Origin of the sequence: Anaeromonas gelatinilytica, assembly GCF_016820635.1 — a bacterium.
Taxonomy (GTDB): domain Bacteria; phylum Bacillota; class Clostridia; order Tissierellales; family SIT17; genus Anaeromonas; species Anaeromonas gelatinilytica.
The window spans coordinates 1-24,687 of the sequence record NZ_WSFU01000061.1 but is presented as its reverse complement, the minus strand read 5'-3'; the positions used below and the strand labels follow the sequence as shown (position 1 = coordinate 24,687).

The 24,687-nt window shown below is 28.4% G+C and carries 25 protein-coding genes and 1 riboswitch; of the genes, 16 read left to right on the top strand and 9 right to left on the bottom strand.

All coding sequences use genetic code 11. The features are described from left to right. Positions 1-15 precede the first annotated feature (15 nt). The 5 genes from kal to fsa all read left to right on the top strand — a co-directional run bounded on the left by kal (position 16) and on the right by fsa (position 3,600). A complete protein-coding gene (gene kal / locus GOQ29_RS04710) occupies positions 16-399 on the top strand; it encodes a 3-aminobutyryl-CoA ammonia lyase (protein ID WP_203371488.1) in 384 nt (127 codons plus the stop codon). Between the two features lie 15 nt (positions 400-414). Beyond that, positions 415-1,227 carry a 3-keto-5-aminohexanoate cleavage enzyme gene (gene kce / locus GOQ29_RS04705; protein ID WP_203371487.1) on the top strand — a complete coding sequence of 271 codons (813 nt, stop codon included), beginning with the start codon at positions 415-417 and terminating at the stop codon, positions 1,225-1,227. Positions 1,228-1,376: 149 nt separating this feature from the next. After that, the gene (locus GOQ29_RS04700) at positions 1,377-2,024 is read left to right on the top strand and encodes a hypothetical protein (protein WP_203371486.1); all 648 of its coding nucleotides are present in this window, start codon (positions 1,377-1,379) and stop codon (positions 2,022-2,024) included. A gap of 62 nt (positions 2,025-2,086) precedes the next feature. Beyond that, entirely contained in the window at positions 2,087-2,944 is an 858-nt protein-coding gene (locus tag GOQ29_RS04695) for a class II fructose-1,6-bisphosphate aldolase (protein WP_203371485.1), read from the top strand. 11 nt (positions 2,945-2,955) lie between these two features. Then, complete coding sequence (fsa, locus tag GOQ29_RS04690; RefSeq protein WP_203371484.1) at positions 2,956-3,600, top strand: fructose-6-phosphate aldolase; 645 nt, start codon at positions 2,956-2,958, stop codon at positions 3,598-3,600. Positions 3,601-3,639: 39 nt separating this feature from the next. Here fsa and GOQ29_RS04685 read toward each other — a convergent pair whose 3' ends face one another. The 4 genes from GOQ29_RS04685 to GOQ29_RS04670 form a co-directional block, all read right to left on the bottom strand. Continuing rightward, positions 3,640-4,431, bottom strand: coding sequence for a J domain-containing protein (locus GOQ29_RS04685; protein ID WP_203371483.1), 792 nt, complete (start codon positions 4,429-4,431; stop codon positions 3,640-3,642). Between the two features lie 137 nt (positions 4,432-4,568). Continuing rightward, the gene (locus tag GOQ29_RS04680; protein ID WP_203371482.1) at positions 4,569-5,972 is read right to left on the bottom strand and encodes an alanine/glycine:cation symporter family protein; all 1,404 of its coding nucleotides are present in this window, start codon (positions 5,970-5,972) and stop codon (positions 4,569-4,571) included. 116 nt (positions 5,973-6,088) lie between these two features. Next, positions 6,089-6,919, bottom strand: a complete 831-nt coding sequence (locus GOQ29_RS04675; RefSeq protein ID WP_203371481.1) for a response regulator — start codon at positions 6,917-6,919, stop codon at positions 6,089-6,091. A 10-nt stretch (positions 6,920-6,929) separates the two neighbouring features. Then, positions 6,930-8,186: an ATP-binding protein gene (locus tag GOQ29_RS04670; RefSeq protein WP_203371480.1), complete on the bottom strand. Its 1,257-nt coding sequence runs from the start codon at positions 8,184-8,186 to the stop codon at positions 6,930-6,932. A 277-nt stretch (positions 8,187-8,463) separates the two neighbouring features. Between GOQ29_RS04670 and GOQ29_RS04665 the strand changes: the two genes are divergently transcribed. From GOQ29_RS04665 to thiE, 6 genes are all read left to right on the top strand, one after another. Next, entirely contained in the window at positions 8,464-9,036 is a 573-nt protein-coding gene (locus tag GOQ29_RS04665) for a hypothetical protein (RefSeq protein ID WP_203371479.1), read from the top strand. An 85-nt stretch (positions 9,037-9,121) separates the two neighbouring features. Continuing rightward, entirely contained in the window at positions 9,122-10,456 is a 1,335-nt protein-coding gene (locus GOQ29_RS04660) for a CCA tRNA nucleotidyltransferase (protein WP_252187516.1), read from the top strand. A gap of 45 nt (positions 10,457-10,501) precedes the next feature. Further along, positions 10,502-12,112, top strand: coding sequence for an amidohydrolase (locus GOQ29_RS04655; RefSeq protein WP_203371478.1), 1,611 nt, complete (start codon positions 10,502-10,504; stop codon positions 12,110-12,112). Positions 12,113-12,145: 33 nt separating this feature from the next. Then, positions 12,146-12,256, top strand: a riboswitch (TPP riboswitch). A 75-nt stretch (positions 12,257-12,331) separates the two neighbouring features. Then, positions 12,332-13,141: a bifunctional hydroxymethylpyrimidine kinase/phosphomethylpyrimidine kinase gene (thiD, locus tag GOQ29_RS04650; RefSeq protein WP_203371477.1), complete on the top strand. Its 810-nt coding sequence runs from the start codon at positions 12,332-12,334 to the stop codon at positions 13,139-13,141. A 42-nt stretch (positions 13,142-13,183) separates the two neighbouring features. After that, positions 13,184-13,996 (top strand): hydroxyethylthiazole kinase, encoded by an 813-nt coding sequence (gene thiM, locus GOQ29_RS04645; protein ID WP_203371476.1) that lies wholly within the window; start codon positions 13,184-13,186, stop codon positions 13,994-13,996. Then, on the top strand, positions 13,986-14,615 hold the full coding sequence (gene thiE, locus GOQ29_RS04640; RefSeq protein WP_203371475.1) for a thiamine phosphate synthase: 630 nt from the start codon (positions 13,986-13,988) through the stop codon (positions 14,613-14,615). Before thiM ends, thiE begins: the two co-directional genes overlap by 11 nt. Before the next feature lie 70 nt (positions 14,616-14,685). Here thiE and GOQ29_RS04635 read toward each other — a convergent pair whose 3' ends face one another. Next, positions 14,686-14,997: a hypothetical protein gene (locus tag GOQ29_RS04635; protein ID WP_203371474.1), complete on the bottom strand. Its 312-nt coding sequence runs from the start codon at positions 14,995-14,997 to the stop codon at positions 14,686-14,688. A gap of 138 nt (positions 14,998-15,135) precedes the next feature. On the opposite strand from GOQ29_RS04635, the gene cobO reads away from it, so the two are divergent. Both cobO and gloA read left to right on the top strand, forming a co-directional pair. Further along, on the top strand, positions 15,136-15,651 hold the full coding sequence (gene cobO / locus GOQ29_RS04630) for a cob(I)yrinic acid a,c-diamide adenosyltransferase (protein ID WP_203371473.1): 516 nt from the start codon (positions 15,136-15,138) through the stop codon (positions 15,649-15,651). 193 nt (positions 15,652-15,844) lie between these two features. Next, positions 15,845-16,225, top strand: coding sequence for a lactoylglutathione lyase (gene gloA, locus GOQ29_RS04625; protein WP_203371472.1), 381 nt, complete (start codon positions 15,845-15,847; stop codon positions 16,223-16,225). A gap of 45 nt (positions 16,226-16,270) precedes the next feature. Here the strand turns inward: gloA and GOQ29_RS04620 are convergent, their stop codons facing one another. Next, positions 16,271-17,095 (bottom strand): undecaprenyl-diphosphate phosphatase, encoded by an 825-nt coding sequence (locus GOQ29_RS04620; protein ID WP_203371471.1) that lies wholly within the window; start codon positions 17,093-17,095, stop codon positions 16,271-16,273. 241 nt (positions 17,096-17,336) lie between these two features. After that, entirely contained in the window at positions 17,337-17,927 is a 591-nt protein-coding gene (locus GOQ29_RS04615) for a class I SAM-dependent methyltransferase (protein WP_203371470.1), read from the bottom strand. A gap of 273 nt (positions 17,928-18,200) precedes the next feature. On the opposite strand from GOQ29_RS04615, the gene GOQ29_RS04610 reads away from it, so the two are divergent. Continuing rightward, complete coding sequence (locus tag GOQ29_RS04610) at positions 18,201-20,225, top strand: thioredoxin domain-containing protein (RefSeq protein ID WP_203371469.1); 2,025 nt, start codon at positions 18,201-18,203, stop codon at positions 20,223-20,225. Between the two features lie 16 nt (positions 20,226-20,241). Here the strand turns inward: GOQ29_RS04610 and GOQ29_RS04605 are convergent, their stop codons facing one another. Beyond that, positions 20,242-21,030 carry a M15 family metallopeptidase gene (locus GOQ29_RS04605; RefSeq protein ID WP_203371468.1) on the bottom strand — a complete coding sequence of 263 codons (789 nt, stop codon included), beginning with the start codon at positions 21,028-21,030 and terminating at the stop codon, positions 20,242-20,244. Between the two features lie 198 nt (positions 21,031-21,228). Between GOQ29_RS04605 and glpX the strand changes: the two genes are divergently transcribed. Both glpX and GOQ29_RS04595 read left to right on the top strand, forming a co-directional pair. Further along, complete coding sequence (gene glpX / locus GOQ29_RS04600; protein ID WP_203371467.1) at positions 21,229-22,233, top strand: class II fructose-bisphosphatase; 1,005 nt, start codon at positions 21,229-21,231, stop codon at positions 22,231-22,233. Between the two features lie 267 nt (positions 22,234-22,500). Beyond that, positions 22,501-23,316 carry a sugar nucleotide-binding protein gene (locus tag GOQ29_RS04595; protein WP_203371466.1) on the top strand — a complete coding sequence of 272 codons (816 nt, stop codon included), beginning with the start codon at positions 22,501-22,503 and terminating at the stop codon, positions 23,314-23,316. Positions 23,317-24,195: 879 nt separating this feature from the next. On the opposite strand, the gene GOQ29_RS04590 is transcribed toward GOQ29_RS04595, so the two are convergent. Then, positions 24,196-24,375 (bottom strand): hypothetical protein, encoded by a 180-nt coding sequence (locus tag GOQ29_RS04590; protein ID WP_203371465.1) that lies wholly within the window; start codon positions 24,373-24,375, stop codon positions 24,196-24,198. Positions 24,376-24,687 lie beyond the last annotated feature (312 nt).

Genomic DNA, 24,687 nt, shown 5'->3' with positions numbered 1-24,687 from the left:
GGAGGTTTTTTAAACATGGAGAAAGCAGTAATAAGAATGAGAATGAGTATGCACGATGCCCACTATGGGGGAAACTTAGTGGATGGTGCAAAGATGCTACAATTATTTGGTGATGTAGCAACAGAGCTTCTAATAAGAAATGATGGAGATGAAGGACTTTTTGCGGGATATGATTCTGTAAAATTCACAGCTCCAGTATATGCAGGAGATTATATAGAAGCAGTAGGAGAAATTACAAAAGCAGGTAATTCTTCAAGAAAAATGAAGTTTGAAGCGAGAAAGGTTATAGTACCAAGACCTGATATAAACGATTCAGCTTGTGATGTATTAGAAGAACCAGTGGTAGTATGTAAAGCAGAAGGAACATGTGTAGTTCCAAAGGATAAGCAGAGAAGATAATAGGAGGTATAGATAATGGAAAAATTAATAATTACAGCCGCTCTGACAGGAGCAGAAGTAACTAGGGATGTTCAACCAAATCTACCTTTAACTCCAGATGAAATAGCTGAAGCTGCTTATGAAGCATATAAAGCTGGAGCATCTATAGTACATGTACATGCTAGAGATGAAGAAGGTAATCCAACTCAAGATTATGAAGTATATAAAGAAATAAAGGAAAAAATTGAAGCAAAATGTCCAGTAATATTTCAACCATCAACTGGTGGAGCAGTATGGCATAGTCCGGAAGAAAGATTACAACCAGTAGATCTTAAACCAGAAATGGCAACATTAAGTGCAGGAACTTGTAATTTTGGGCCAGATGTATTTATGAATTCAGAGGAATATATGGAGAAATTTGCTCAAAAAATGTTAGATCTTAATGTTAAACCTGAAGTTGAAGTATTTGAAAGAGGTATGATAAATAATACACTTATACTTAGAAAAAAAGGTTTAGTGAAGGACCCAATACATTTTGATTTTGTAATGGGAGTACCAGGAGCAATTACAGGAGAAATAAGAGATCTATTGTATTTACAAGAAAGTATTCCTGAAGATGCCACTTGGACTGTAGCTGGAATAGGTAGACATGAATTACCTTTAGCAACAACAGCAATCCTTTTAGGAGGACATGTTAGAGTGGGATTTGAAGATAATATATACATCGAAAAAGGAGTACTAGCAGAATCTAATGCTCAATTAGTAGCAAAAGTAGCTAGAATAGCTAAAGAATTAGGTAGAGAAGTGGCTACTCCTGATGAGGCAAGAAAAATATTAAATTTAAAGTAAATAAAAAAACCCTTTAAGTATTGATATGCTGAAAGGGGTTTTTTATTTGGCTAATATAATGTAAAGAAAATTTATACTTATTTTTTTACTTTTTTAAGAAGGAATTTATATTCTTATGGAGAATCTTTCTTATAGGAGGTGTAATTCACATGTTGGTTAATACTAATTTGGCCTTAGCAATCCAATGTAATAAATGCCATAGTATATGTACAAATAAGATAACTTTATTTCAGTTGAAAAATAATAAATATATAAATATAAATTGTACTTGTGGAGAAGTTAAGGCAAGAATAAAGACAGAGAATTACAAAGAATATCGTTTAGAAATACCTTGTTTTGTTTGTGAGGAAATTCATATATTTAAATATTCTTTGGATCAACTTCTTAAGGGAAATATAGTAGTGAGATGCCTAAATGGGATGGAGATATGTTTTATAGGAGACGAGTCTGACGTAAAAGAACTTTTAAAAAAGAAAGAGGAAGATTTTACTAAAGTATTAAATGATTTAAGCTTTTATGATTATTTTGTAAATAATGATGTTATGATTAAAATTGCAAATAAAATAAAAGAATTAAAAAAAGAAGGTTCTATAATATGCGAGTGTGGAGAAAATAATATTGGAATAAGATTATTTCCTGATAGAATAGAACTTAAATGTTTAAAATGTGAGGGTGTACAAATAATATATGCAGAGACTATAGAAGACTATAATAATTTATTATATCGAGATTACATTATGATACATAAAGATATGGTAGAATATATTGATAGATTTAGTTATAATAATGATAGATAAGTGTTAAATTTAGTCTCAAATTAATTATAGTGTAATTAGAGAGAAAATAGGAGGTTATTTCAATGTTAGTAACAGGAAAACAAATTTTAGACCATGCTCATGAGAATAATTATGCAGTAGGAGCATTCAACGTAAATAATATGGAGCAAGTACAGGCTATAATAGAAGCTGCAGAGGAAACTGGGTCTCCAGTTATAATGCAAGCTAGTCAAGGAGCATTAAAATATGCAGGAGTAGAGTATGTATCAGCATTAGTAAAAACTGCAGCAGAAAAGGCAAGTGTACCGGTAGCATTACATTTAGATCATGGAACAGATTTTAAACAAATAGTTTTATGTATAAGAAACGGTTTTACATCAGTAATGATTGATGCATCTAAGATGCCTTTAGAAGGAAATATTGAAACTACTAAGAAGATAACAGATATAGCTCATGCAGCAGGAGTATCAGTAGAAGCTGAGATAGGTAAAATTGGTGGTACTGAGGATGATATTACTGTAGATGAAAGAGATGCTACATTTACGGATCCAGATGAAGCAGAAAAATTAGTAAATGAAACAGGTTTGGATTCTTTAGCTATAGCTGTAGGAACAGCTCATGGACCATATAAAGGAGAACCAAAACTTGACTTTGAGAGAATTACAACAATAAAAGAAAGATTGAATATGCCATTAGTGCTTCATGGATCATCGGGAGTTCCGGAAGAAAGTATTAAAAAGGCAGTAGAAAGAGGAATAAATAAGATAAACATAGATACAGATATTAGAATGGCATTCAATAAAGCAATAAGAGACTTTTTAGATAATAATCCGGATGCATATGATCCAAGAAAAATAGTAGGACCAGCAAGAGAGGCAATGAAAGAAATAATAAAAGGAAAAATGACTATGTTTGGTTCAACAGGGAAGGCTTGGAAATAAGGAGGATATAAATGAAACTTTTTATAGATAGTGCCATAACTGATGAAATAAAGGAAGTAAATGATTGGGGAGTAGTATGTGGTGTTACTACTAATCCGTCCTTAATAGCTAAATCTGGTAGAGATTTTAAAGAAGTAGTTACAGAGATAACAGATATAGTAGATGGTCCCATAAGTGCTGAAGTAATTAGCCTTAAAGTAGATGAAATGGTGAAAGAAGCAGAGGAATTAGCCAAAATACATCCTAATATAGTTATAAAAGTACCTATGACTAAAGAAGGATTAAAGGCAGTAAAAATTCTTACCAATAAAGGCATAGATACAAATGTTACCTTAGTATTTTCAGCAAATCAAGCACTATTAGCAGCGAGAGCAGGAGCTTCATATGTGAGTCCATTTATAGGTAGAATGGATGATATAGGAAATACAGGATTTGATATAATAGGTGATATAGCAGAGATATTTGATATACATGGAATAGATACAGAGATAATAGCAGCAAGCATAAGACATCCAATTCATGTGTTAGAAGCAGCAAAACTAGGCGCTCATATATCTACAGTACCATATAAAGTATTTGAACAAATGCTCAAACATCCTTTGACAGACATAGGAATAGATAAGTTTTTAAAGGATTGGGAAGGAGTTAGTAAATAATGATATAAAAAAACCCTTGTACAAGGGTTCTTTTTGTATCTATCCAAGATTTTTATACCTTTCAATATTACTTTCACTTAAGAATTCATAAGCGTTATTTATCTTTTGAAACATTTCTGTTGCGTTAGGAGATTTATTTAAATCAGGATGATATTGTTTTGCCTTTTTTCTATAGGCTAATTTTATTTGATATTTATCAGTGTTATAAGGTATTTCTAATAAATCACAACTTTCTTCATACTTCTTTTTAAAGTCGATTGCAGGATTCCTATAAGACTGATTATTTGAACCTGTATTGTAATTATATCCACCAAAACTTCCATATTGTCTATGGGCATTTTGATATTCTTGCCATTGCTTGAATCTTGCTTCCCATTCTCGTCTTTGTTGTTCTTGTCTTGCTTGTTGTTCTCTTCGCCTTTTAGCTTCTTCTGCTTTTTTGTACTTATCTCCATATTCAAAGAATGAATCAAATTTGCTATGAGTTCCGTATATTAGGTAGTTTGCTCTATCAAATAAAAATTCAGTAAGCATATATTTAATATACTTCAAGAATGATATAAATTTAGTGCCTAGTATTGGAAATAGAATAAAAAATAATATAGTAATCATAATATAAGGATTAAAGATTATATATATTCCTAATGGACCTGCAAATAGAAATAATAGTAAGCATCCTCCCATTCCTATTAAAGCACCAAATCCCTGAGCAATAGTTCTAACTATCATTACAATATAGGCTATGATAGCTATTATGATATCTAATATTTTAGAAATAGTTTGGGTTATACCATATAAAATTTTCCCTAGTATTTTTTTCAGTGTGTTCATTTTTTGGATTCTCCCTTAAAGTTATTAATGCTCTAAATACTATATTATAACAAATCATGAATATAATAAATAGGATTATCATAAAAGAAAGAAAAACATGCCTTAAAAATCTGATATCAGATTCTTAAGGCATGTTTTTAAGCAGTTTTTGTTTTGATTTTTTTATCATTATTATGGGTAATTTTTTTTTCAAAATCTATTGTTAGTTTTACAATTATAGGACTTAAACTTATAAGGGCTATTAGATTAGGTATGGCCATTAAACCATTAAATATATCAGATATATTCCAAACTACTTTTATTGGAAACATTGCTCCAGCAAAGCATAATATTACCCAAATAAATTTATAATATTTTACTGATTTTATTCCTGCTATATATTCTAAACATTTAGAACCATAATAAAACCATCCTAATATAGTAGAGAAAGCAAAAAAGACAAGGCCTAATGATACTATATATCCACCTAAAATAGGTAGTGAGGTATCAAATGCAAATGTGGTTAGCGCTGCACCTCTCATATTTTCTTCAATTAACATCATGCCATCATTTCCTATTGTAATTAAGGGAGATACAAGAATTACAAGAGCTGTCATAGTACAAATTATTAGTGTATCAATAACTGATCCTAAGGAGCCTATTAAACCTTGAATAACGGGTTTATCATTAGTAGATGCTGCATGAGCAATAGCTGCACTACCTAGACCAGCTTCGTTAGAAAATACTCCTCTAGCAACCCCAAATCTTATTACTGTACCAAGAACTCCTCCTCCTACGGCTTTGCCAGAGAAAGCATTTTTAAATATCATAGCGAAAGCATTAGGAACTAGATTTATATTGATAGTAAGTATTATAAGAGATCCTAAAACATATCCTATGGCCATTGCCGGAACAATTTTATCAGTAATTCTACCTATGTTTTTAATTCCTCCAATTATAACAGCTCCAACTAATATTGAAAGTATTATACCAGTAATCCATGAGCTTATGCCAAAGGATTCATTGATAGCAGAAGCTACAGAATTAGCTTGTATCATATTGCCAATACCAAAAGAAGCTAGGAAGCCAAAAAATGCAAATGTAAATCCTAACCATTTAAAGTTTCGCCCAAATTTTTCTTTCATACCTTTTTCAATATAAAACATTGGCCCACCAGATTTTTCTCCATCTTCATTAGTAATTCTATATTTAATTGCTAATAAAGCTTCTCCATACTTTGATGCTCCACCAAAAGCAGCACTTACCCACATCCAGAAGATCGCTCCTGGTCCTCCAAGTACTATAGCAGAGGATACTCCAGCAATATTTCCAGTTCCTATTGTAGAGGCTAAAGAGGTCATTAAAGCTTGAAAGGGAGTAATATCTCCATCACCAGAATGTTCTTTAGAAAATAGAAGTTTAACAGATAAAGGTAATTTTCGAAATTGAATAAATCTCGTTTTAATACTAAGAAATAGTCCAGTACCTACTAATAATAGAATTGTTATTGGTCCCCAAACATATCCAGAAATTTTTACTAAAATATTATTGATAATATTCAAAATACATCTCCTCCTAATATTATATGAAAATTCAAACAAATTAAATTTTCTTAATAGTAAGTATACATTCTAAGTTTCAATGTACTTCAAAAAGTTACAGAGGAGTTGAAATTTTGTTAATTGTTTTCACAATAATAAGTTAATCCATATAAGAATTTTTTTAAATTAACTTTCCCTTTTTTTGGTGACTTACCCTTTAGATAGTTCATTTCAATTCTAACTTGTTCAAAATTGAAGAGACTATTAGAATAATCCATAAATATATCATTCATAAAATCTTCAAGTCCTATATTTGCAATATTAGATAAAGCTAGATAAGCTGTTCGTCTCATTCTTTGTTCCATTGATTTAGGATTAGAGGAGTAAATACTACAGATATCTTTTAATGAAAAATCGTTTGCATTAATATCATTCTTCATTATATATGTTACAGTAATAATTATATCATTAGCCCCATTTTCTCCTACTATACCTAATTTATATAATACTTTTTTTAAACATTCTTCACAATTAATAGATTGGTTAATAGGAAAACTTTGACTTTCTATTAAATCTTTTATATATGTTAGTTTTTTTTCCTTTTCTATATTACTTTTTACTTTATTAATAATTGACTCTATCTCAATTACATTAAGTGGTTTATTAATATAGTATTCAATACCACTTTTATAGGCTTTTGCTATCATATCCTTTGAATTAACATGAGATATCATTATAAAAGATATATTAGGAAATATATTTTTTAATTCATTAACTAGTGTAACTCCATCTATTTCTGGTAATAAGTAATCTACTAGGACAATATCAGGGATTAACTCTTTAATTTTTTTTAAGCCTGTTTTTCCAGTAATGGCAGATCCTATTACATTTCCTAAGGCATTATCTTTAATTATATAACTTAAAGATTTAATTATATTTAAATCATCTTCGATGATAAATATATCCATAATAACCCTCCTATAGGTTTTCTTTAGGAATCGATATATTAAATATCGTTTCTTCTCCTATTAAAGAATATAATTTGATTTTACCGTTAAAAGTATTTTCCACCAAATCTTTTACTAAATTGAGGCCTATTCCTCTACCTAAATAACCAGTATTTGAATTGATTTTAGTAGTAAATCCAGGGTTAAATACATTTGATATATCTTCTCTTTTGATTCCTTTACCATTATCTTTTATTACAAAGGTATGGGAGGTATCATTTTGCATATGAATTAAGGTAATTTTACCTTCCTTTTTATCAATTGCCTCAATACTATTTACAAGAATATTTCTTAAAATAGATATTAATTGATAATGTTTAGTAGTATAAAAATTTTCATAAATATCAAAATTTAATTTGATGTTTTTATTCTTGCTATTTATTAGTTTATCTAGACTATCTTCTAAAATAGATAATATTTCTTTAAATTTTAGTCCTTTTTCATTGATATTTCCTTCTAATACTTCTTCTAGTCCTATTAAAGTTAAGGCATATTCTTTTTTTATTTCGTGGATATCTTTTGAAATTTCTAGGGCTCTTGATGACCAACTTTCTTCGTCTTTAATATTTCTTATGTCTTCAAAGAGCTTATATGATTGATCCATAATCTTTTCTATATATATCATGTTTTTTTCCATCCAATACATTTCACTTCTAAGTTTAGAGAATAGCCATACTAGTTTTTTATATCTTTTCTCATGTTCGGTTTTAATTAAAAACATTTTATAATATTTAATTATTAAAATAATTCCTATTGTTATTAATGATCTAATTATTGCTACTATAAGAAGTATAAATGTTATTTTATTTATATTAAAGTCAACAATAAATTTAGATGATAGTAGAACTTCTAATAGATTCAATAAAAAATCTAAAAGAATCATATAAAATAAGAGTATATGTAGTTGTATATTTTTTCTTTTGCGTATTATATAAACAAGTATAAATCCATACAGGGTATAAAAAACTACTTCAGGTAAATAAACAGTGATTTTATCAAAGAAGTGTTTATGTTCAATTAAATGTAGTATTAATCGTTGAATATATAATAAAGTCCCAACGAATAGTCCAGCATTATATGTTCTTAAATCTTTAAATATATATATAAGAGTTGGGAAAATTATAACTGCAAAAGATATTCTAAAATTAGTTAGTAATATTTCTATATGAATTTGTGATGATATAAGTATGATAAGAATTATTATTAGGATTTTTCGTGTTTTATTCATATATATTCACCCTATAAAGTATTATAATAATTATATCATTTAATAAAAATAATTAAAGGATTTAAGGCTTGTGATAGATATAATTAAATAGTATCTTGAGTATATATTGGGAAAAAGAGTATTTTAATTATGTTTATAAATATTAGGCTTTCTATAGTAAAAGGGAACAATATAAAAGTAAATTATTTTAATTTTAGAATATAATAGTGATATTTGATTAAAAATATATTATAAGGGTACTTAATTATTTGAAGAAAAAAATAAGGAGGAGATCTTGGTGAAGTTTAAAGCGCTTTTTATATCATTGATATTAGTAGTTGCATTGCTAGCAGGATGTGGTAATAATGATTCCGTAGAAGAGGATGATTCGCAAGTTGAAGATAATCAGAAAGATACAGAGGAAGATGTAACAGATGAAGGAGATACTGATGCTGTTACTACAGCTTCAATAGTAAATGAAGAAGAAGATTTCAAAGAGGCAATTAGTGAAGATGGTACTTGGCTTATTGCAACATTAACAGATTTATCTTTTGATGAAGAATTAGTATTAGAAGGTGAATTTACAAACAATGATGAGACTGCTCGTAAGATAGCCTTATATGAGCAAGATGAAGATCGTAATGTAACCGCTAGATATACATTAACAGCACCAAAATTAACTATTGATAGTCCAAATGCTAGGATTCAAAGTGGAACATTTGCTGGTGACATATATGTAGAAGAAAATGCATTCCAGTTAGTTGATACTACAGTAGAAGGAAATGTATACTTTGCTAGTGAAGAGTATAAGGAATCTTTTGATAAAGATGATGATAGTAAGATAACAGGAGAAATAGAAGTAAAAGAATAAAAAATTGAGCCATTAGGCTCAATTTTTTTATTGAAGTGATATAATTATATTGGATTCACCAAGTTTTTAGTTAGGAATGATAATTATGATAAACATACCAAAAGAAGTATTATATATACTAGAGAAACTAAATGATAACGGATTTGATACATATATAGTAGGTGGTTGTATCAGAGATAGTTTTATGAATAGAATACCTAAGGATTGGGATGTTACTACTTCTGCATTACCAAGTGAAATAATGAAAGTTTTTTGTGAAGAAAAGACTATAGAAACAGGTAGGAGATTTGGCACAATTACTGTAATTAAGAATAGTAAACCTATTGAAATAACTACATTTCGTTCGGAAGGAGATTATACAGACAGAAGACGTCCTGGATGGGTAGAATTTGAAAAGGATATAAAGGCTGATTTATCTAGAAGAGATTTTACTATAAATTCTATGGCATATAGTCCTATCAAAGGGTTAGTTGATCCTTTTGGAGGAAGAGAAGATATAAATAATAAATTAATAAAAACTGTAGGAAATTCAAAGAGAAGATTCAATGAGGATGGTCTTAGGTTATTAAGGGGAATAAGATTTGCTACAGAATTAAATTTTAATATAGAAGTATCTACTTATGAAAGTATAGTAGAATTGAAGGATAATTTATTTGAAGTTAGTATGGAGAGAATAAGGGATGAATTTTTTAAGATACTTTTAACAAAGAAACCATCGAAAGGGATACTTCTTTTAGTAAATACAGGATTAATAGATCATATTATTCCTGAAATTGTTGATACTGTGGACTTTAATCAATATAATCCACATCATGACAAAAATATTTTTGATCATATACTCTGTGTTGTGGATAAATCTCCAGAAGATATAGAGAGTAGATTAGCCGCATTTTTTCATGATATTGGGAAACCAGTAACTTTTACTTTAGATGAAAAGGGTATTGGTCATTTTTATGGACATGATAAATTAGGAGAAGAAATAGCAATAAAAGTTTTGAAAAGATTAAAATCTCCAAAAAGACTTATATTAACAGTAAGTTCATTAATAAGAGAACATATGATATATCATAATGAATTAAAAAATAAAGGATTAAAGAGATTAATAAATAGAGTAGGAGAAGAAAATATATTTAAACTTTTACAATTAATGAGAGCAGATATATTGTGTGGATTAAGTACAAAAGATTTAGATGTGATTGATTTATTGGAAGATAGAATAAAAAATATTTTGAATAAAAAACAAATCTTACATGTAAAGGATCTAGCAATAGGCGGTAAAGATTTAATGGATATTGGTATATCTCAAGGACCTAGGATAGGAGAAATATTAAATTATCTTTTAGATAAGGTGATGGAAGATGAAAATTTAAATACAAAAGGAAATTTATTAGCTATAGTGAAAGACAAATTTTTATTTTAATTTAGAAATTTTCATTTATATTATAGATGAAGGGAGACTTTCAATATGAGTAAAAAGGGAAAAAATATTTTTTTAAATGGTAAAATATTTACTTCAAATCCAGAAAAACCTTATGCTAATTCAATGGTAGTAGAAAATGGGAAAATTATTTGGATTGGAGATGAGAGAGATTTAAATAAAGGAGAAGAAAACATAGTAGACTTGAAAGGAAGAAGAGTTCTTCCAAGCTTTATAGACGGTCATATGCATGCTTTTTATTTATCTAATGCTACAAAACAAATTTCATGTACTCCTCCAGTGATAAACTCAATCAAAGATATTATAGAAGAAGTCAGTAAAATGAGAAAGAAAGTGGACATTGACGACTGGATAGAAGGTTGGGGATATGATGAAGGTAAATTAAAGGAAGGTAGAGCTCCTAATCGCTGGGATTTAGATAAAGGTTGTGATGATGTCCCAGTAGTTATAACTCGTACATGTGTTCATATAGTCTCAGTCAATAGTAAAGCTTTGGAAATAGCAGGAATTGATAAAAATACTCCAGATCCAGATGGTGGAGAGATAGAGAGAGATTTAAATGGTGAACCAACAGGCATACTTAAGGAAAATGCTAGAAATTTAGTATTGGATATAATGCCTACTCTAAATATAGAAGACAGTGGAGAAATTATTGCTGAAGGAGGTGAAAGACTTCTTGCCTATGGAATAACAGTGATAAGTGATTGTATGGCAAGAAGAGGAAATGTAGAATATTATGATATGTATTTAAAGGCCTATACAAAAGGATTAAAACAAAGAACAGTATTATATTATCTTTGGCCAGATTTGAAGAATTTTCCTGACTTAGATGAGCATAAAAAAGATAATAATAATATTCTTCATATAGGAGGAGTTAAAATAATAGGTGATGGCAGTGTATCTGGAAGGACTGCTTGGATTGATGAACCATATTTAGGAAAGGAAAAGACTTATGGATTACCTACAACATCTAAAGAGGAATTACTAGAGGCAGCAGAATATGCTATGAAAGAAAAACTTCAATTAGTAATTCATGCTATGGGACGAAAAACTATTGATTTAATATTAGATACATTTGAAGAAACAAAAAGTTGGCTTAAAGATATACCATCAATTAGAATAGAACATGCTGCAATGTTGGGAAATAAAGAGATACAGAAGGCGGCAGATTTGGGTATTGCTTTTGTATCTCAACCGATATTTCTTTATGCAGAAATTGAAACTTATTTAAGTAATTTAGGGCATGAACGAACAAGGGATAGTTATCCTTTTAAATCAATATTAGATGGAGGAGTAAAACTTGCATTTTCTTCAGATGCACCAGCAACAGCTTGGGTTAATCCAGCTAATCCTTTTGTGGCAATTAAATCTGCTGTTATTAGAAAGGCTTATGATGGAACAGATATTGGTCAAGAAGAAAGGATAGATGTAGCTACAGCAATAGAGTTGTATACAAGGGAAGCACAACAGATTGTAGGAATTCCATATATTGGACAACTTAGAGAAGGATATTATGGTGATTTTATAGTCCTTGATAAGGATATTTTAGAAATAAATTTAGAAAAAATAGATGAAATAAGTGTTGAAGAAACATATATTAATGGTAAATTAGTATATGAGAAAGATGACAAACATTAATTTGTATGTTAATATTGTTATGAAAAGCAAATAAGCTATTACTAGGGGTGCTGGATAGTCTAGCTGAGATAAAGACACGATGAAGTCTTTGACCCTTAACCTGATCTGGATAATGCCAGCGTAGGAAAGTTACATATATTTATGTATATAAGCATAAATCCTTATTCAGGGGTTTATGCTTTTTAATTTTTTAAAGAAATAATAAGGAGGTACTTAACAATGAAAAATGTATTAACAATAGCTGGTTCAGATAGCAGTGGGGGGGCTGGTATACAGGCAGATTTAAAGACTTTTTCTGCTCATGGAGTATTTGGAATGAGTGTAATAACTGCTGTTACAGCTCAGAATACCCAAGGAGTTTTTGATGTAGAAGATATTTCTGTAGATATTATTAAGAAGCAGATTGATGCTATATTTGATGATATTGAAGTTGATGCCTTGAAAATAGGAATGGTATCACAAATAGATACTATAGAAGCTATAGCAAGTAAATTAAGAAAATATAAACCAGCAAATATTGTATTAGATCCCGTAATGATATCAAAAAGTGGTTATGATTTATTGATTCCTGAAGCGAAGGGAACATTGATAAAAGAGCTTTTGCCTTTATCTACAATAGTTACACCGAATATACCTGAAGCGGAAGTAATATCCAGAATGGATATAAATAGTTTAGAGGAAATGAAGAAAGCTGCTATGAAAATATATGAATTAGGAGCAAGAAATGTATTGATAAAAGGTGGTCATAGAGAAGGAGATACTGCAATTGATATACTATATAATGGAAAGGATTTTATAGATTTTAAATCTGAAAGAATTAATACAAAAAATACCCATGGTACAGGATGTACGTTATCATCAGCAATTGCTTCGAATCTTGCTAGAAATTTTAATATTGAAGATTCGGTTTTAAATGCAAAAAAATATATCACTATAGCAATAAAGACTTCTTTTTCTTTAGGGAAAGGAGTGGGACCTACAAATCATTTTTATACATTATATAAAAAAGCAGGTATGTTGGATGAATAACGAACTAAATAATAGATTTTTATAAATTGGAGGTTATATTAAATGGAAATATTAGAAAGAGTTTCGGAGGTTTTAGAAATAATAAAGATGAGAAAGCCATTAGTTCATCATATGACAAATTTTGTAACAGCAAATGATTGTGCAAATGTAACTCTTGCTATAGGTGCATCACCAATCATGGCTTATGATGAAAAGGAAGTAGAGGAAGTCGTATCAATGTCATCTTCTTTAATTTTAAATATAGGGACATTAACTTCAAATGACATCAAATCGATGATAATAGCAGGAAGAAAAGCAAATGAATTAAATATACCTGTTATCCTTGATCCAGTAGGAGTTGGAGCTACAAATTTAAGAACTAAATCTATAGAGGATATATTAGAAAATGTAAGTGTATCTGTAATTAAGGGAAATATGTCTGAAATAAAATCTATATCTGGATTAGATGTGAATATACGAGGAGTAGATTCTATAGCAGATGATGATAATGGAGAAGCAGTTGCACAGGAGCTAGCATCAAAATTGGAATGTATAATTGCCATAACTGGAAAAAGAGATATTATATCTGATGGGAATAGAGTTTTTTGTATAAATAATGGAGATGAAAGACTATCAAGAATAACGGGAACTGGTTGTATGACGGGTTCATTAATAGCTTCATATTGTGGTGTTACTAGAGATTATCTTATTGGAGCAATAGGAGGAATATTATCTATGGGAATTGCAGGAGAAATTGCTGCAAATTTATTAAAGGTTGATAAAGGAATAGGAAGTTATAAGGTGAGTTTATTTGATAGTATTTATAATTTATATACAGAAAATATAATAAAGATAGGTGAAATATATGAACAATAAGAAAGATACTGATTATACATTATATTTGGTTACTGATAGAAAAATCCTTAAAGGTAAAGATTTGTATAAAAGTATAGAAGAAGCAATACAGGGAGGAGTAGGAATAGTTCAATTAAGGGAGAAGAATGCTTTTACTAGAGAATTTTACGATATAGCTATGAAGGTAAAAAAAATAACTAATAAATATAATATTCCTTTAATAATTAATGATAGACTGGATATTGTATTAGCAGTGGATGCAGAGGGATTGCATATAGGATCAAATGATATACCAATAAATATTGCAAGAAGATTATTAGGTAAAGATAAGATATTAGGAGTATCTACATCTAGTCTTAGTGAAGCCCTTGACGCAGAAATCCAAGGAGCAGATTATCTTGGAGTAGGAGCTTTATTTCCTACAGATACAAAGAAGGATGCTGGAAGGGTAAGTATCGATGATTTACAATTGATTAAATCTTCTGTTGAAATACCAGTAGTAGGTATAGGAGGAATAAATAAATCAAATGCGATAGAAGTAATGAATTCAGGGATTGATGGCATAGCTGTTGTATCAGCAATTTTAGGGGAAGAAGATATCTATAATTCAGCTAAAAGTATCTATGTAAAGAATAAGTAAATCCCCGTCAAAAGGGATTTACTTATTTTAATATAAAATATAATAGAAATGATATATTATAACAAATTAATTAAAGTTGCTCAAATTCAACAGTAACATCAGAATCTTTTATTGCATCTACAAGTGTATCGAATTCGAATGGATTTTTTTCTTTGTCTTTAAATGGGTTTTTTTCTTTTTCTTTATCTTTAAATGATTTTTTTTCTTCATCCTTAAATTTAGGAATTCTGAGAATCAAACAAATTTTAGTCGTAATAGTTACTTCTAATAAATCAAGAATATCTATAACTGTTCCTGCAGGTATTTTTATACGAAGAATAGTACCAGGTAATTTCTTACAATCATCAGGTTTTTTTTTATTTTTATTAGGAATACAATCCATTTATATCACCTCCTGTATTCTTTCAATACATCATATGATGAGTTTTTGAAAGTGTGACAAGTATAAATATAGGTTTTCATAATATTATTCACAGGATATAATATAGTCATAAGAAATAATAGAAAGGATGATTAAGTTATGGAGAAAGGATATATTCATATTTACACAGGAAATGGCAAAGGAAAAACTACTGCTGCCTTTGGATTAGCATTGAGGGCAATAGGTGCTGGAAAGAAAGTTTATATAGGTCAATTTGTTAAAAGTATGAAATATAACGAAACAAAAACTGTTAAATACTTACCGAATCTTCAAATTGAACAATTTGGTAGAGATTGTTTCATAAATAAGGATCCTGAAGAAAAGGATATTCAATTGGCAAAAGAGGGACTTGAAAAATGTAGAGATATATTATCAAAGGGAGAATTTGATATTGTAGTATTAGATGAGATTAGTATAGCAATATTCTATAAATTATTGTCTGTAGAGGAAGTGTTAAAAGTATTGGATGAAAGAAGTAAGAATGTAGAAGTAATAATTACTGGGCGTTATGCCCCTAAAGAATTTATAGAATTAGCAGATTTAGTAACAGAAATGAAGGAAATAAAGCATTATTATACTGATGGAGTAGAAGCAAGGGATGGAATAGAAAGATAAAAATATGCCTAAAATATAAATTTTAGGATAATAGACCATAAGCACAATCCGACTTCAAATAGTTTTAATAACTCTAGGATACCAGATATGATAAAGGATTATATTATAGGATATGAAAACATTAATTAGAGAATAATGAATTATTTTAAATATGATATCATATAAATACAATAAAAAATAAGGAGTGGATAATATGAAGTATAAGTTTCTACATACTTGTATTAGAGTCATGGATTTAGAGAAATCTTTAAAATTTTATCAAGAGGCATTAGGATTTAAGGAAACAAGAAGAAAGGATTTTCCTGAAAGTGAATTTACTTTAGTATTTTTAAGTGATGAATCAGGGATGTATGAATTAGAATTAACTTATAATTATAATCCGAAAAAGTCTTATGAATTAGGAAATGGTTTTGGTCATATTGCAGTTTCAGTAGATGATTTAGAAGGCTCAAGAGAAAAACATAAAAAAATGGGATATAAGGTTACAGAATTAATGGGATTGCCTGGAAGTAAACCTAAATACTATTTTATAACCGATCCCGATGGATACGATATTGAAGTTATAAGAGCATAAAAGATAAAATGGTCTGAGTAGTATATACTACTCAGACCATTAATTTTATTCAAATAAAATAAAATATCCAATAACTAAAATACCTAAGATGATACGGTACCAACCAAAAGATTTGAAATCATTATTTTTGATATAAGATAATAGAAATTTAATAGCTATAATAGAAACAGCAAAAGCTACCACCATACCTGTTAATAGAATTGCTATCTCCATACCAGTAAATGCAAATCCAAATTTAACTAGTTTTAATGCACTGGCTCCAAACATCACTGGAATAGATAAGAAGAAAGAATATTCCGCAGCTATGTAACGAGATGTACCAAGTATAATAGCACCAATTATAGTTGCACCAGAACGAGATGTGCCTGGAATTAAAGCTAGTACTTGAAATACACCGATTAAAAATGCTGTCTTATAGCTTAAGTCCTTAAATGTTTTGACTTTACTTCCACGACCTTTATTACGATTTTCTACTATGATAAATAAAATACCATAAAAAATTAACATAATTCCAACAGTTTGATAATTGTATAAATGCTCATTTAACCAATCATCGAATAATAAACCTAGTATTGCAGCAGGAATAACTCCAACGACCACTTTAAACCATATAGAAACAGTATCTATTTTTTCCTTAGTTGATTTGCTAGGAGAAAAAGGATTTAATTTGTGAAAATAGAGTAGAACGACGGCCATTATAGCACCTAATTGAATAACTACAAAGAACATTTCTTTAAATGCATCTGAGGCATTCAATTGTATAAATTCTTCTACTAAAATCATATGCCCAGTACTACTTATTGGAAGCCATTCAGTGATTCCTTCCACGATTCCTAAAATGATTGTTTTTAATAATTCAATGAAAAACATAATTTTACCTCCAAATTTATTAATTACTTTAATATAATAATAACACTTAAATATTAATATGAACTTACTAGAATCTTAAAAATTTCTTAATTTTAAACATAGATTTACTATTAAAATAAGTATTCATTAAATATATATGATATTATGTTTTTATTAATATTGCAAGAAGGAATATGTATATAAGAGTATGTATATAATTCTAGAAAATAAATGATAAATAGCAATTAGCTTAAGCTAATTGCTATTTATCATTTATAGGAGAAGCTAAAAATATAATTTTATTATAAAAGAAAAGTTGATTATATCTTTCTATAACTTTTGTGTTATAGTCAGCATCTTTAAATATATTTAAGTAATCTTTTTCATTTCTAATATATTTACCTTTGTCAAAAGTTGACATAAATTTATTAGACAAACTATTTTTTTCATAAAAACATGGCTCTGCTATTATTAAACTACCATTGGAATTTAGAATTCTCTTAAATTCTTCCAAATAGTTAATTAATGTATTAGTGGGAATATGGTGAAGTACTGATGAGATTATAATATAATCAATGGAATTCTTTGATATAGGAAATTTATTTTCTTTAATTGTCATAAATTTATAGTTAGGATATAGCTTTTTAGCATATTCTATTCTTTTATCATCACAGTCAAATCCAATATACATTTCTGGTTGAAATATACATGAAATAGAGCCAATACCACATCCAAAATCAAGAATTTTTTTATTTATAAAATCAATAGAATTATTAAATAATCTATTATAAAAAAACTTTGAAAACCATTTAGGTCTTACAAAATAATGATACAATTTAGGTTCTAATTCCATAAAAGTTACCTCCAATATATAATATAGTTTTCACTTTAGGAAGTAAATTTATAACTGTTTTTTATGGTTTAAGTATTTTATTAATGGTAAATTTTCAGAAAAATATTAATGATATATTTAATACATAAATTATAAGTAATTTTATAAAGCATTATATTAGTAGTAATTGAGTATATAGTTAAGAGTCAAGACATTTATTAATGAGTATATATTAAATAGAAGGTAATACTAAAAATTAAAATACAAATAATTAATTTAAAATGAGGTGTTATTATGAAGAACAATAAAAAGTCTAATAGACTTGCAAATGAAAAATCACCATATTTACTTCAACATGCTTACAATCCAGTTGACTGGTATCCTTGGGGAGAGGAAGCATTTCGGAAGGCTAAATCAGAAGATAAACCCATATTTTTATCTATAGGGTATTCAACTTGTCATTGGTGTCATGTTATGGAAAGAGAATCTTTTGAAGATGAAGAAGTCGCAGAAGTATTAAATGAAAATTTTGTAGCTATTAAAGTAGATAGGGAAGAAAGGCCAGATTTAGATAATATATACATGAATATAACTCAGGCTATTACAGGACATGGAGGATGGCCTATGAATGTATTTATAACACCTTCTCAAAAACCTATTTATGCTGGTACATATTTTCCTAAGAAAAGTAAATATGGTCGCACTGGGTTGACGGAAATATTACACAAGATAAACAATCTTTGGCTAGATGAAAAAGAGAGATTGATAGAATCAAGTGAAGATATAATGGAAGCTTTAAATAGGTCAAATATTGAAAAAGAAGAAGGTCTAGAAAAAACGATTTTAAAGGATATATTTATTCAAAATAAAAGAAGTTTTGATATAAGATACGGAGGCTTTGGAGATAAACCTAAATTTCCTATGGCTCATAATTTATTATTTCTATTAAGATATTGGAAATATACAGAAAATGAAGACAGTATAAAAATGGTATCTAAAACTTTAGAAAATATATATAAAGGTGGTATATTTGACCATATTGGATTTGGATTTTCAAGATATTCAGTAGATAGAAAGTGGCTGATACCTCACTTTGAAAAGATGTTGTATGATAATGCATTATTAGTAATGGCTTATATAGAAGCTTATCAGGCAACTAAAAATATATTATATAAGGAAATAGCTAAAAAGACAATTACATATGTACTTAGAGATATGACTTCTCAAGAAGGTGGATTCTATTCAGCAGAAGATGCTGATTCAGAAGGGGAAGAAGGTAAATTTTATGTATGGACTCCACAGGAAATAAAAGAAGTATTAGGAGAAGGAAATGGGGAAATATATTGTGAGTACTACGATATAACAGATAGGGGTAATTTTGAAGGGAAAAATATACCTAATTTAATAGAAAAGGATATTAAAAAAGAGAATATAGGTTTAGAAGAAATGAGAAAAAAACTATTCAAATATAGAGAAGAAAGAGTTCATCCCCATAAAGATGATAAAGTATTAACTTCTTGGAATGGACTTATGATAGCTGCTCTTTCAATGGCAGGTAGAGTACTAGATAGAGAAGAATATATTTTAGCAGCAGAAAAGTCAATAAAGTTTATATATAAAAATTTATTTAATGATGAAGGAAGACTTTTAGCTAGATATAGAGATGGAGAAGCTAAATTTTTAGGCTATTTAGATGATTATGCCTTTCTTACTTGGGGATTGATAGAATTATATGAATCAACTTTTAACGTAGAGTATTTAAATAAAGCTAAACAACTTATGGAGGAAAGTTTTAACTTGTTTTGGGATGATAATGAAGGTGGATTTTATCTTTATGGACATGATGCAGAAGAATTAGTATTAAGACCAAAAGAAATATATGACGGAGCAATTCCTTCAGGAAATTCAGTAGCGGCATTGAATATGTTGAGAATAGATAGAATGGCAGAAAGAGAAGAATATACAGAAAAATTTAGAAATATGGTGAAAAATTTTTCTGGAGAAATAAAAAATAATCCTTTTTCCCATTCCTTTTTCTTGATTGCTTATATGTATTATATGAAATCAGGAAAATCTATAGTAATATCAGTAGATGAAAAAGATAGATTATATAAAAGTATAATAAAGGAAATAAATGATAGATATTTACCGTTTATTTCTATAGTCGTAAATGATGGAGATTTAAGATTACAGAAAATAGTATCAGATATAAAAGAGAAAAAATTAATAGATAATAAAACTACAGTATATATATGTGAAAACTTTACATGCAGTATGCCCATTAATGAATTAGAACAATTTAAAGAACAATTAAATTAATGTTAAAAGGGGCTACTTAATAGTAGTCCCTAAAATATTCTTCTAAAGTAACATCTAATTCATATATTTCCTTTGCAATTTTTTTACCTACATATCTGAAATGCCATGGTTCATATTGATATCCTGTAATATTTTCCTTTCCTTTAGGATAACGAAGAATAAATCCAAATTTATGGGCATTTTTCTTAAGCCATAGACCATCTTCTGTTTCACCAAATTTTTCAGTTAATTGATTATTAACTGATTCACTGGTAATATCCATTGCAAGCCCGGTTTGATGTTCACTTTGTCCAGGACGGGCACTAAATTTATTAGCAGCTTCTTCGCCATGAGCTTCTACATAATTATTGAATAATGTTTGTTGTATCTGATAGGATCTATATCCTGATCGTCCGTAATATATAATATCCTCCTTTTCAGCTTCAGAAAACATTTTAGCTAAAGCCAATCCAGCCTCTTCTCGCATAAATCTTACAGGACTATCTTGTCCTTGAACAAAAGGTATATCTGGATTAATCAAATCTTCGGGTTCATAGTCAGGTGGTAAATTTCTTTCCTTATTAGCTAATACTAATATATCAGATGGATTTGTTACTACTTTTAGGCCTTCAGAATTTATTTTTACTGTTGATTCTAAATAACTTTCCTTAAGATTTTCATCTTTAATCGGCTCATTAGGTTCTTCTTTTTCTATATCTTCGTCATTAGGTTCTCCTTTATTGGCATTAATTCCACAGCCACATATAAATACGATAATTGATGTAAACAATATCAATAAAAAAATATTATATGGCTTTTTCTTCATCATTAGCCTCCTTTAGCAAATAATCTTTTTGTCTAGTAAGTTTTTTCATTCTGTTTATTATTATAGCAGAAATAAATTAAATTAAACATAATTAAATATCTAATCAGTTGATAAATACTTATCTAGGGAGTATACTATAAATTGATAAAGTCTGTGAAAAGGAATATTAAAAATTAGGTTATTGAAAGGATGAATTAGATGAAACTTGATAGAAATTTAGCTATGTCTCTAGTTAGAGTTACAGAAATAGCAGCATTGGCATCTGCTAAATATATGGGAAGAGGAGATAAAATAGCAGCAGATCAGGCAGCAGTAGATGGAATGAGAAGTGCATTTAATTTAGCAGATATAAGGGGCACAGTAGTTATAGGTGAAGGTGAAAAAGATAAAGCTCCTATGCTTTATATAGGAGAAGAGATTGGAGCAAGGAATGAAGATTCTATGGAGGTGGATATAGCTGTAGATCCATTGGATGGAACAACATTAGTAGCTAAAGGATTACCGAATGCAATAGCTGTTATAGCAATGGCTCCAAAAGGTTGTTTGTTACATGCACCAGATACATATATGAAAAAAATTGCTGTAGGTCCTAAGGCTAAAGGAAAAATAGATATCGAAGCTTCGGTAGAAGATAATATAAAATCTGTAGCAAAGGCTTTAAATAAGGACATATCAGATTTAACGGTGATAATTCAAGATAGAGATAGACATTATGATTTGATAAAAGAAATAAGAAGAATTGGAGCGAGAATAAAGCTTTTTGGAGAAGGAGATGTAGCAGCTTCAATAGCCACATGTTTTGAAGATACTGGAGTAGATATACTTATGGGTATTGGAGGCGCACCAGAAGGAGTTATTTCAGCCGCAGCATTAAAATCTATGGGTGGAGATATGCAAGGTCAACTAAATGTTAGAAGTGATGAAGAAATGGAAAGATGTAATGATTTAGGACTTACACAGAAAGATATAGATAGAATACTTACATTAGATGATTTAGTAAAAGGAGAAGAAGTATTTTTCTCCGCTACAGGAATAAGTGATGGAGATTTATTAGATGGAGTAGTATATAAAGGAAATAATCAAGCTACTACCCATTCAGTTGTTATGCGAGGAAAGACTGGAACGATTAGATTTGTAAAGGCCACTCATAAATTAGATAAAAATGATATATTAATTAGTTTAATGAAAAAGCATGGGGAATAATTATTGTCAAAAAGATAGGTATCTGTACAAATGCCTATCTTTTTATTTCTTTTCTTCCCGAAAAAAATGAGGAAACTCTCATAGATAGCTTAAAAGTAGTCGTCATAGTGGTAATTATGGCAAACTTATTTGAATCATAATCAAGAATTATCATATATGGTAAATTATTTATGTTAAATTAAAGGAATTTTAATACTTTTTATAGAAGTTTAAAATGTCATATTAGTATTACAATACGAATAAGTCTATTAAGGAGAGATGATTTTTATGCATAAGGTTTTGATATTGGGTGGAAGTGGACTTGTAGGGTCCGCAATAATAAAAGAAATGAATAAATATAGCCAGTTTGAGGTTTATTCAACATACTATCAAAATCCAATAATATTGAATCAAGAAAGAAATTTCAAGCTTGACATCGAAGATTCAAATAACATAAGTAGTATATTGAATACTTTGAAGCCAAATATTATAGTTTCATGTTTAAGAGGAGATTTTAATAGACAATTGATAGTGCATATTAAAGTTGCTGAATATTTGAAGGAGAATGGAGGTAGTTTATACTTTTTCTCCACTACGAATGTATTTGATAGTGATTTCAGTAGATCTCATTCTGAAGATGATTTCACGAACTCTCAAACTGACTATGGACAATATAAGATAGAATGTGAGAAGAAGATGATTGAGCTATTACATGAAAATGCTTGTATATTAAGGCTTCCCCAAGTTTGGGGAAAGAATTCTCCAAGGATGAGAGAACTTCTAAACTCACTTAACAATAATAAGGATGTTATTATCTATCCAAAACTTTTTTATAATACAAACACTGATGTAATCATAGCAAGACAATTATGCTATATAATAGAAAATAATTTAAAAGGAATTTTTCATTTAGTATCAGAAAATATAGTCAATTATAAAGATTTTTATTATGAATTGATAACAAGATTAGGGTTTAATGATGCAAAGATTAAAGAGAATTTTGAAGAGGAAGGATACTTTGCACTCTTATCAAAAAGAAATAATGAATTTCCTAAACAATTAAGGTTTACAAACAAAGAGGTAATTAATTATCTGGTTAATTGATATTATAAAATATGCTGTATGTTGCACATTATTTATAAACTATGCAATAATATAACTTCAGATTGAATTTGTCAAAAGTATCATTATGACAAACTTCTATTATAAACTATTTTAATTCATATAATATATTTCAAATCAACTTACGTTAACCCTCAGTCCTCAATAAATACATCATTTTTATTTTTTTTTGTTTTAGTTATAATAAAAAACGGTATTAAAAAGTAGAATAAAATATTTAGTATTGTTAGAAGGTTATCTAATTTTATGAAGGAAATTTTAATGTTTAAAAAACTTAAAAGTCCAACTAGAAAAAAATACAATCCCAAAGCTGAAAGTTGTTTTTCTTTGGTCCTTCTAAATAAATTAGGTTCTTTAACAATATATCTATTTTTGTCTGGTAGAATTAGGTGTTCTGGTATATATCTTGGCAAAATTACTCCTATTATACTTACAACGATTATAATTAAATTGCTAATTATGATTGCTTATTCCATAAATACACTTCATCCTCTTTTCTTTTTAATTCATAAAATATTTATTATTTTAATTCTACTCACTTTTATTGAATTTTTTGAAATTATTTTTATAATTTTTTTTATTATATCTTCTGTGATAAATAACTTATTAAATCCACTCTTTTCATTAACACTTATTAATGAGGGTACTATCTTTAATCTAAATTTATTTATCTTTACTTATTACTTTTGTCTTTATTAAGAATATAGATGCTAAGTGCTATAAATGGTATTAGCTTTATAATTATATTAATGTCTGACTGAAATACACCTAAATACCAGTAAATAATAAGTAAAATAGAACTTATTATTACTCCTATAATTTTTCCTTTAGCAATCATAATTGCCAATCTCCTTTTTATAGTTATTTTTTAATTAATCCTATAACAATAAAAAAAATTATAACTACTATAATAAAAATCTTTCTATAGTTAAATTTCACTTGCTTATCATAAGATTTTTCATAAGTATATATACCTAAATATGCAAATGCTATTATCATACCAAATATAGCTATAGCAGATTGAACATCATAATAATCCATTAATAACAACTCCCTTAAATATCTAGTGTCCCAAGGCTTTAAACCTTTGGAAACACTTGCTTTACATATACACTACATATAATCAATGTAGTGTATAATTTTATTATTTTATATTTCTAATTTAACATATATAAAATTGAACAACCATAATATATGATATGATATCATATTATTAAATAATCTGTAAATAAAAGGTTATAAAAATACTATTATATTCCATAATTATGTGATAATATATAATTAATTCTAAAAGCAACCTGGTAATATGTCAAGATAAAATTTTAAAATAAAACAATGTAATTATTAAAAAAA

Coding starts and splice junctions, on each gene's coding strand:
- kal (WP_203371488.1), top strand. CDS start 16: ATGGAGAAAGCAGTAATAAGAATGAGAATGAGTATGCACGATGCCCAC.
- GOQ29_RS04615 (WP_203371470.1), bottom strand. CDS start 17,927: ATGGAATTAGAACCTAAATTGTATCATTATTTTGTAAGACCTAAATGG.
- GOQ29_RS04620 (WP_203371471.1), bottom strand. CDS start 17,095: ATGTTTTTCATTGAATTATTAAAAACAATCATTTTAGGAATCGTGGAA.
- fsa (WP_203371484.1), top strand. CDS start 2,956: ATGAAACTTTTTATAGATAGTGCCATAACTGATGAAATAAAGGAAGTA.
- GOQ29_RS04675 (WP_203371481.1), bottom strand. CDS start 6,919: ATGGATATATTTATCATCGAAGATGATTTAAATATAATTAAATCTTTA.
- gloA (WP_203371472.1), top strand. CDS start 15,845: ATGAAGTATAAGTTTCTACATACTTGTATTAGAGTCATGGATTTAGAG.
- GOQ29_RS04610 (WP_203371469.1), top strand. CDS start 18,201: ATGAAGAACAATAAAAAGTCTAATAGACTTGCAAATGAAAAATCACCA.
- glpX (WP_203371467.1), top strand. CDS start 21,229: ATGAAACTTGATAGAAATTTAGCTATGTCTCTAGTTAGAGTTACAGAA.
- GOQ29_RS04660 (WP_252187516.1), top strand. CDS start 9,122: ATGATAAACATACCAAAAGAAGTATTATATATACTAGAGAAACTAAAT.
- GOQ29_RS04670 (WP_203371480.1), bottom strand. CDS start 8,186: ATGAATAAAACACGAAAAATCCTAATAATAATTCTTATCATACTTATA.
- thiE (WP_203371475.1), top strand. CDS start 13,986: ATGAACAATAAGAAAGATACTGATTATACATTATATTTGGTTACTGAT.
- GOQ29_RS04655 (WP_203371478.1), top strand. CDS start 10,502: ATGAGTAAAAAGGGAAAAAATATTTTTTTAAATGGTAAAATATTTACT.
- GOQ29_RS04695 (WP_203371485.1), top strand. CDS start 2,087: ATGTTAGTAACAGGAAAACAAATTTTAGACCATGCTCATGAGAATAAT.
- thiM (WP_203371476.1), top strand. CDS start 13,184: ATGGAAATATTAGAAAGAGTTTCGGAGGTTTTAGAAATAATAAAGATG.
- GOQ29_RS04635 (WP_203371474.1), bottom strand. CDS start 14,997: ATGGATTGTATTCCTAATAAAAATAAAAAAAAACCTGATGATTGTAAG.
- GOQ29_RS04595 (WP_203371466.1), top strand. CDS start 22,501: ATGCATAAGGTTTTGATATTGGGTGGAAGTGGACTTGTAGGGTCCGCA.
- thiD (WP_203371477.1), top strand. CDS start 12,332: ATGAAAAATGTATTAACAATAGCTGGTTCAGATAGCAGTGGGGGGGCT.
- GOQ29_RS04605 (WP_203371468.1), bottom strand. CDS start 21,030: ATGAAGAAAAAGCCATATAATATTTTTTTATTGATATTGTTTACATCA.
- GOQ29_RS04700 (WP_203371486.1), top strand. CDS start 1,377: ATGTTGGTTAATACTAATTTGGCCTTAGCAATCCAATGTAATAAATGC.
- GOQ29_RS04685 (WP_203371483.1), bottom strand. CDS start 4,431: ATGAACACACTGAAAAAAATACTAGGGAAAATTTTATATGGTATAACC.
- cobO (WP_203371473.1), top strand. CDS start 15,136: ATGGAGAAAGGATATATTCATATTTACACAGGAAATGGCAAAGGAAAA.
- kce (WP_203371487.1), top strand. CDS start 415: ATGGAAAAATTAATAATTACAGCCGCTCTGACAGGAGCAGAAGTAACT.
- GOQ29_RS04590 (WP_203371465.1), bottom strand. CDS start 24,375: ATGGATTATTATGATGTTCAATCTGCTATAGCTATATTTGGTATGATA.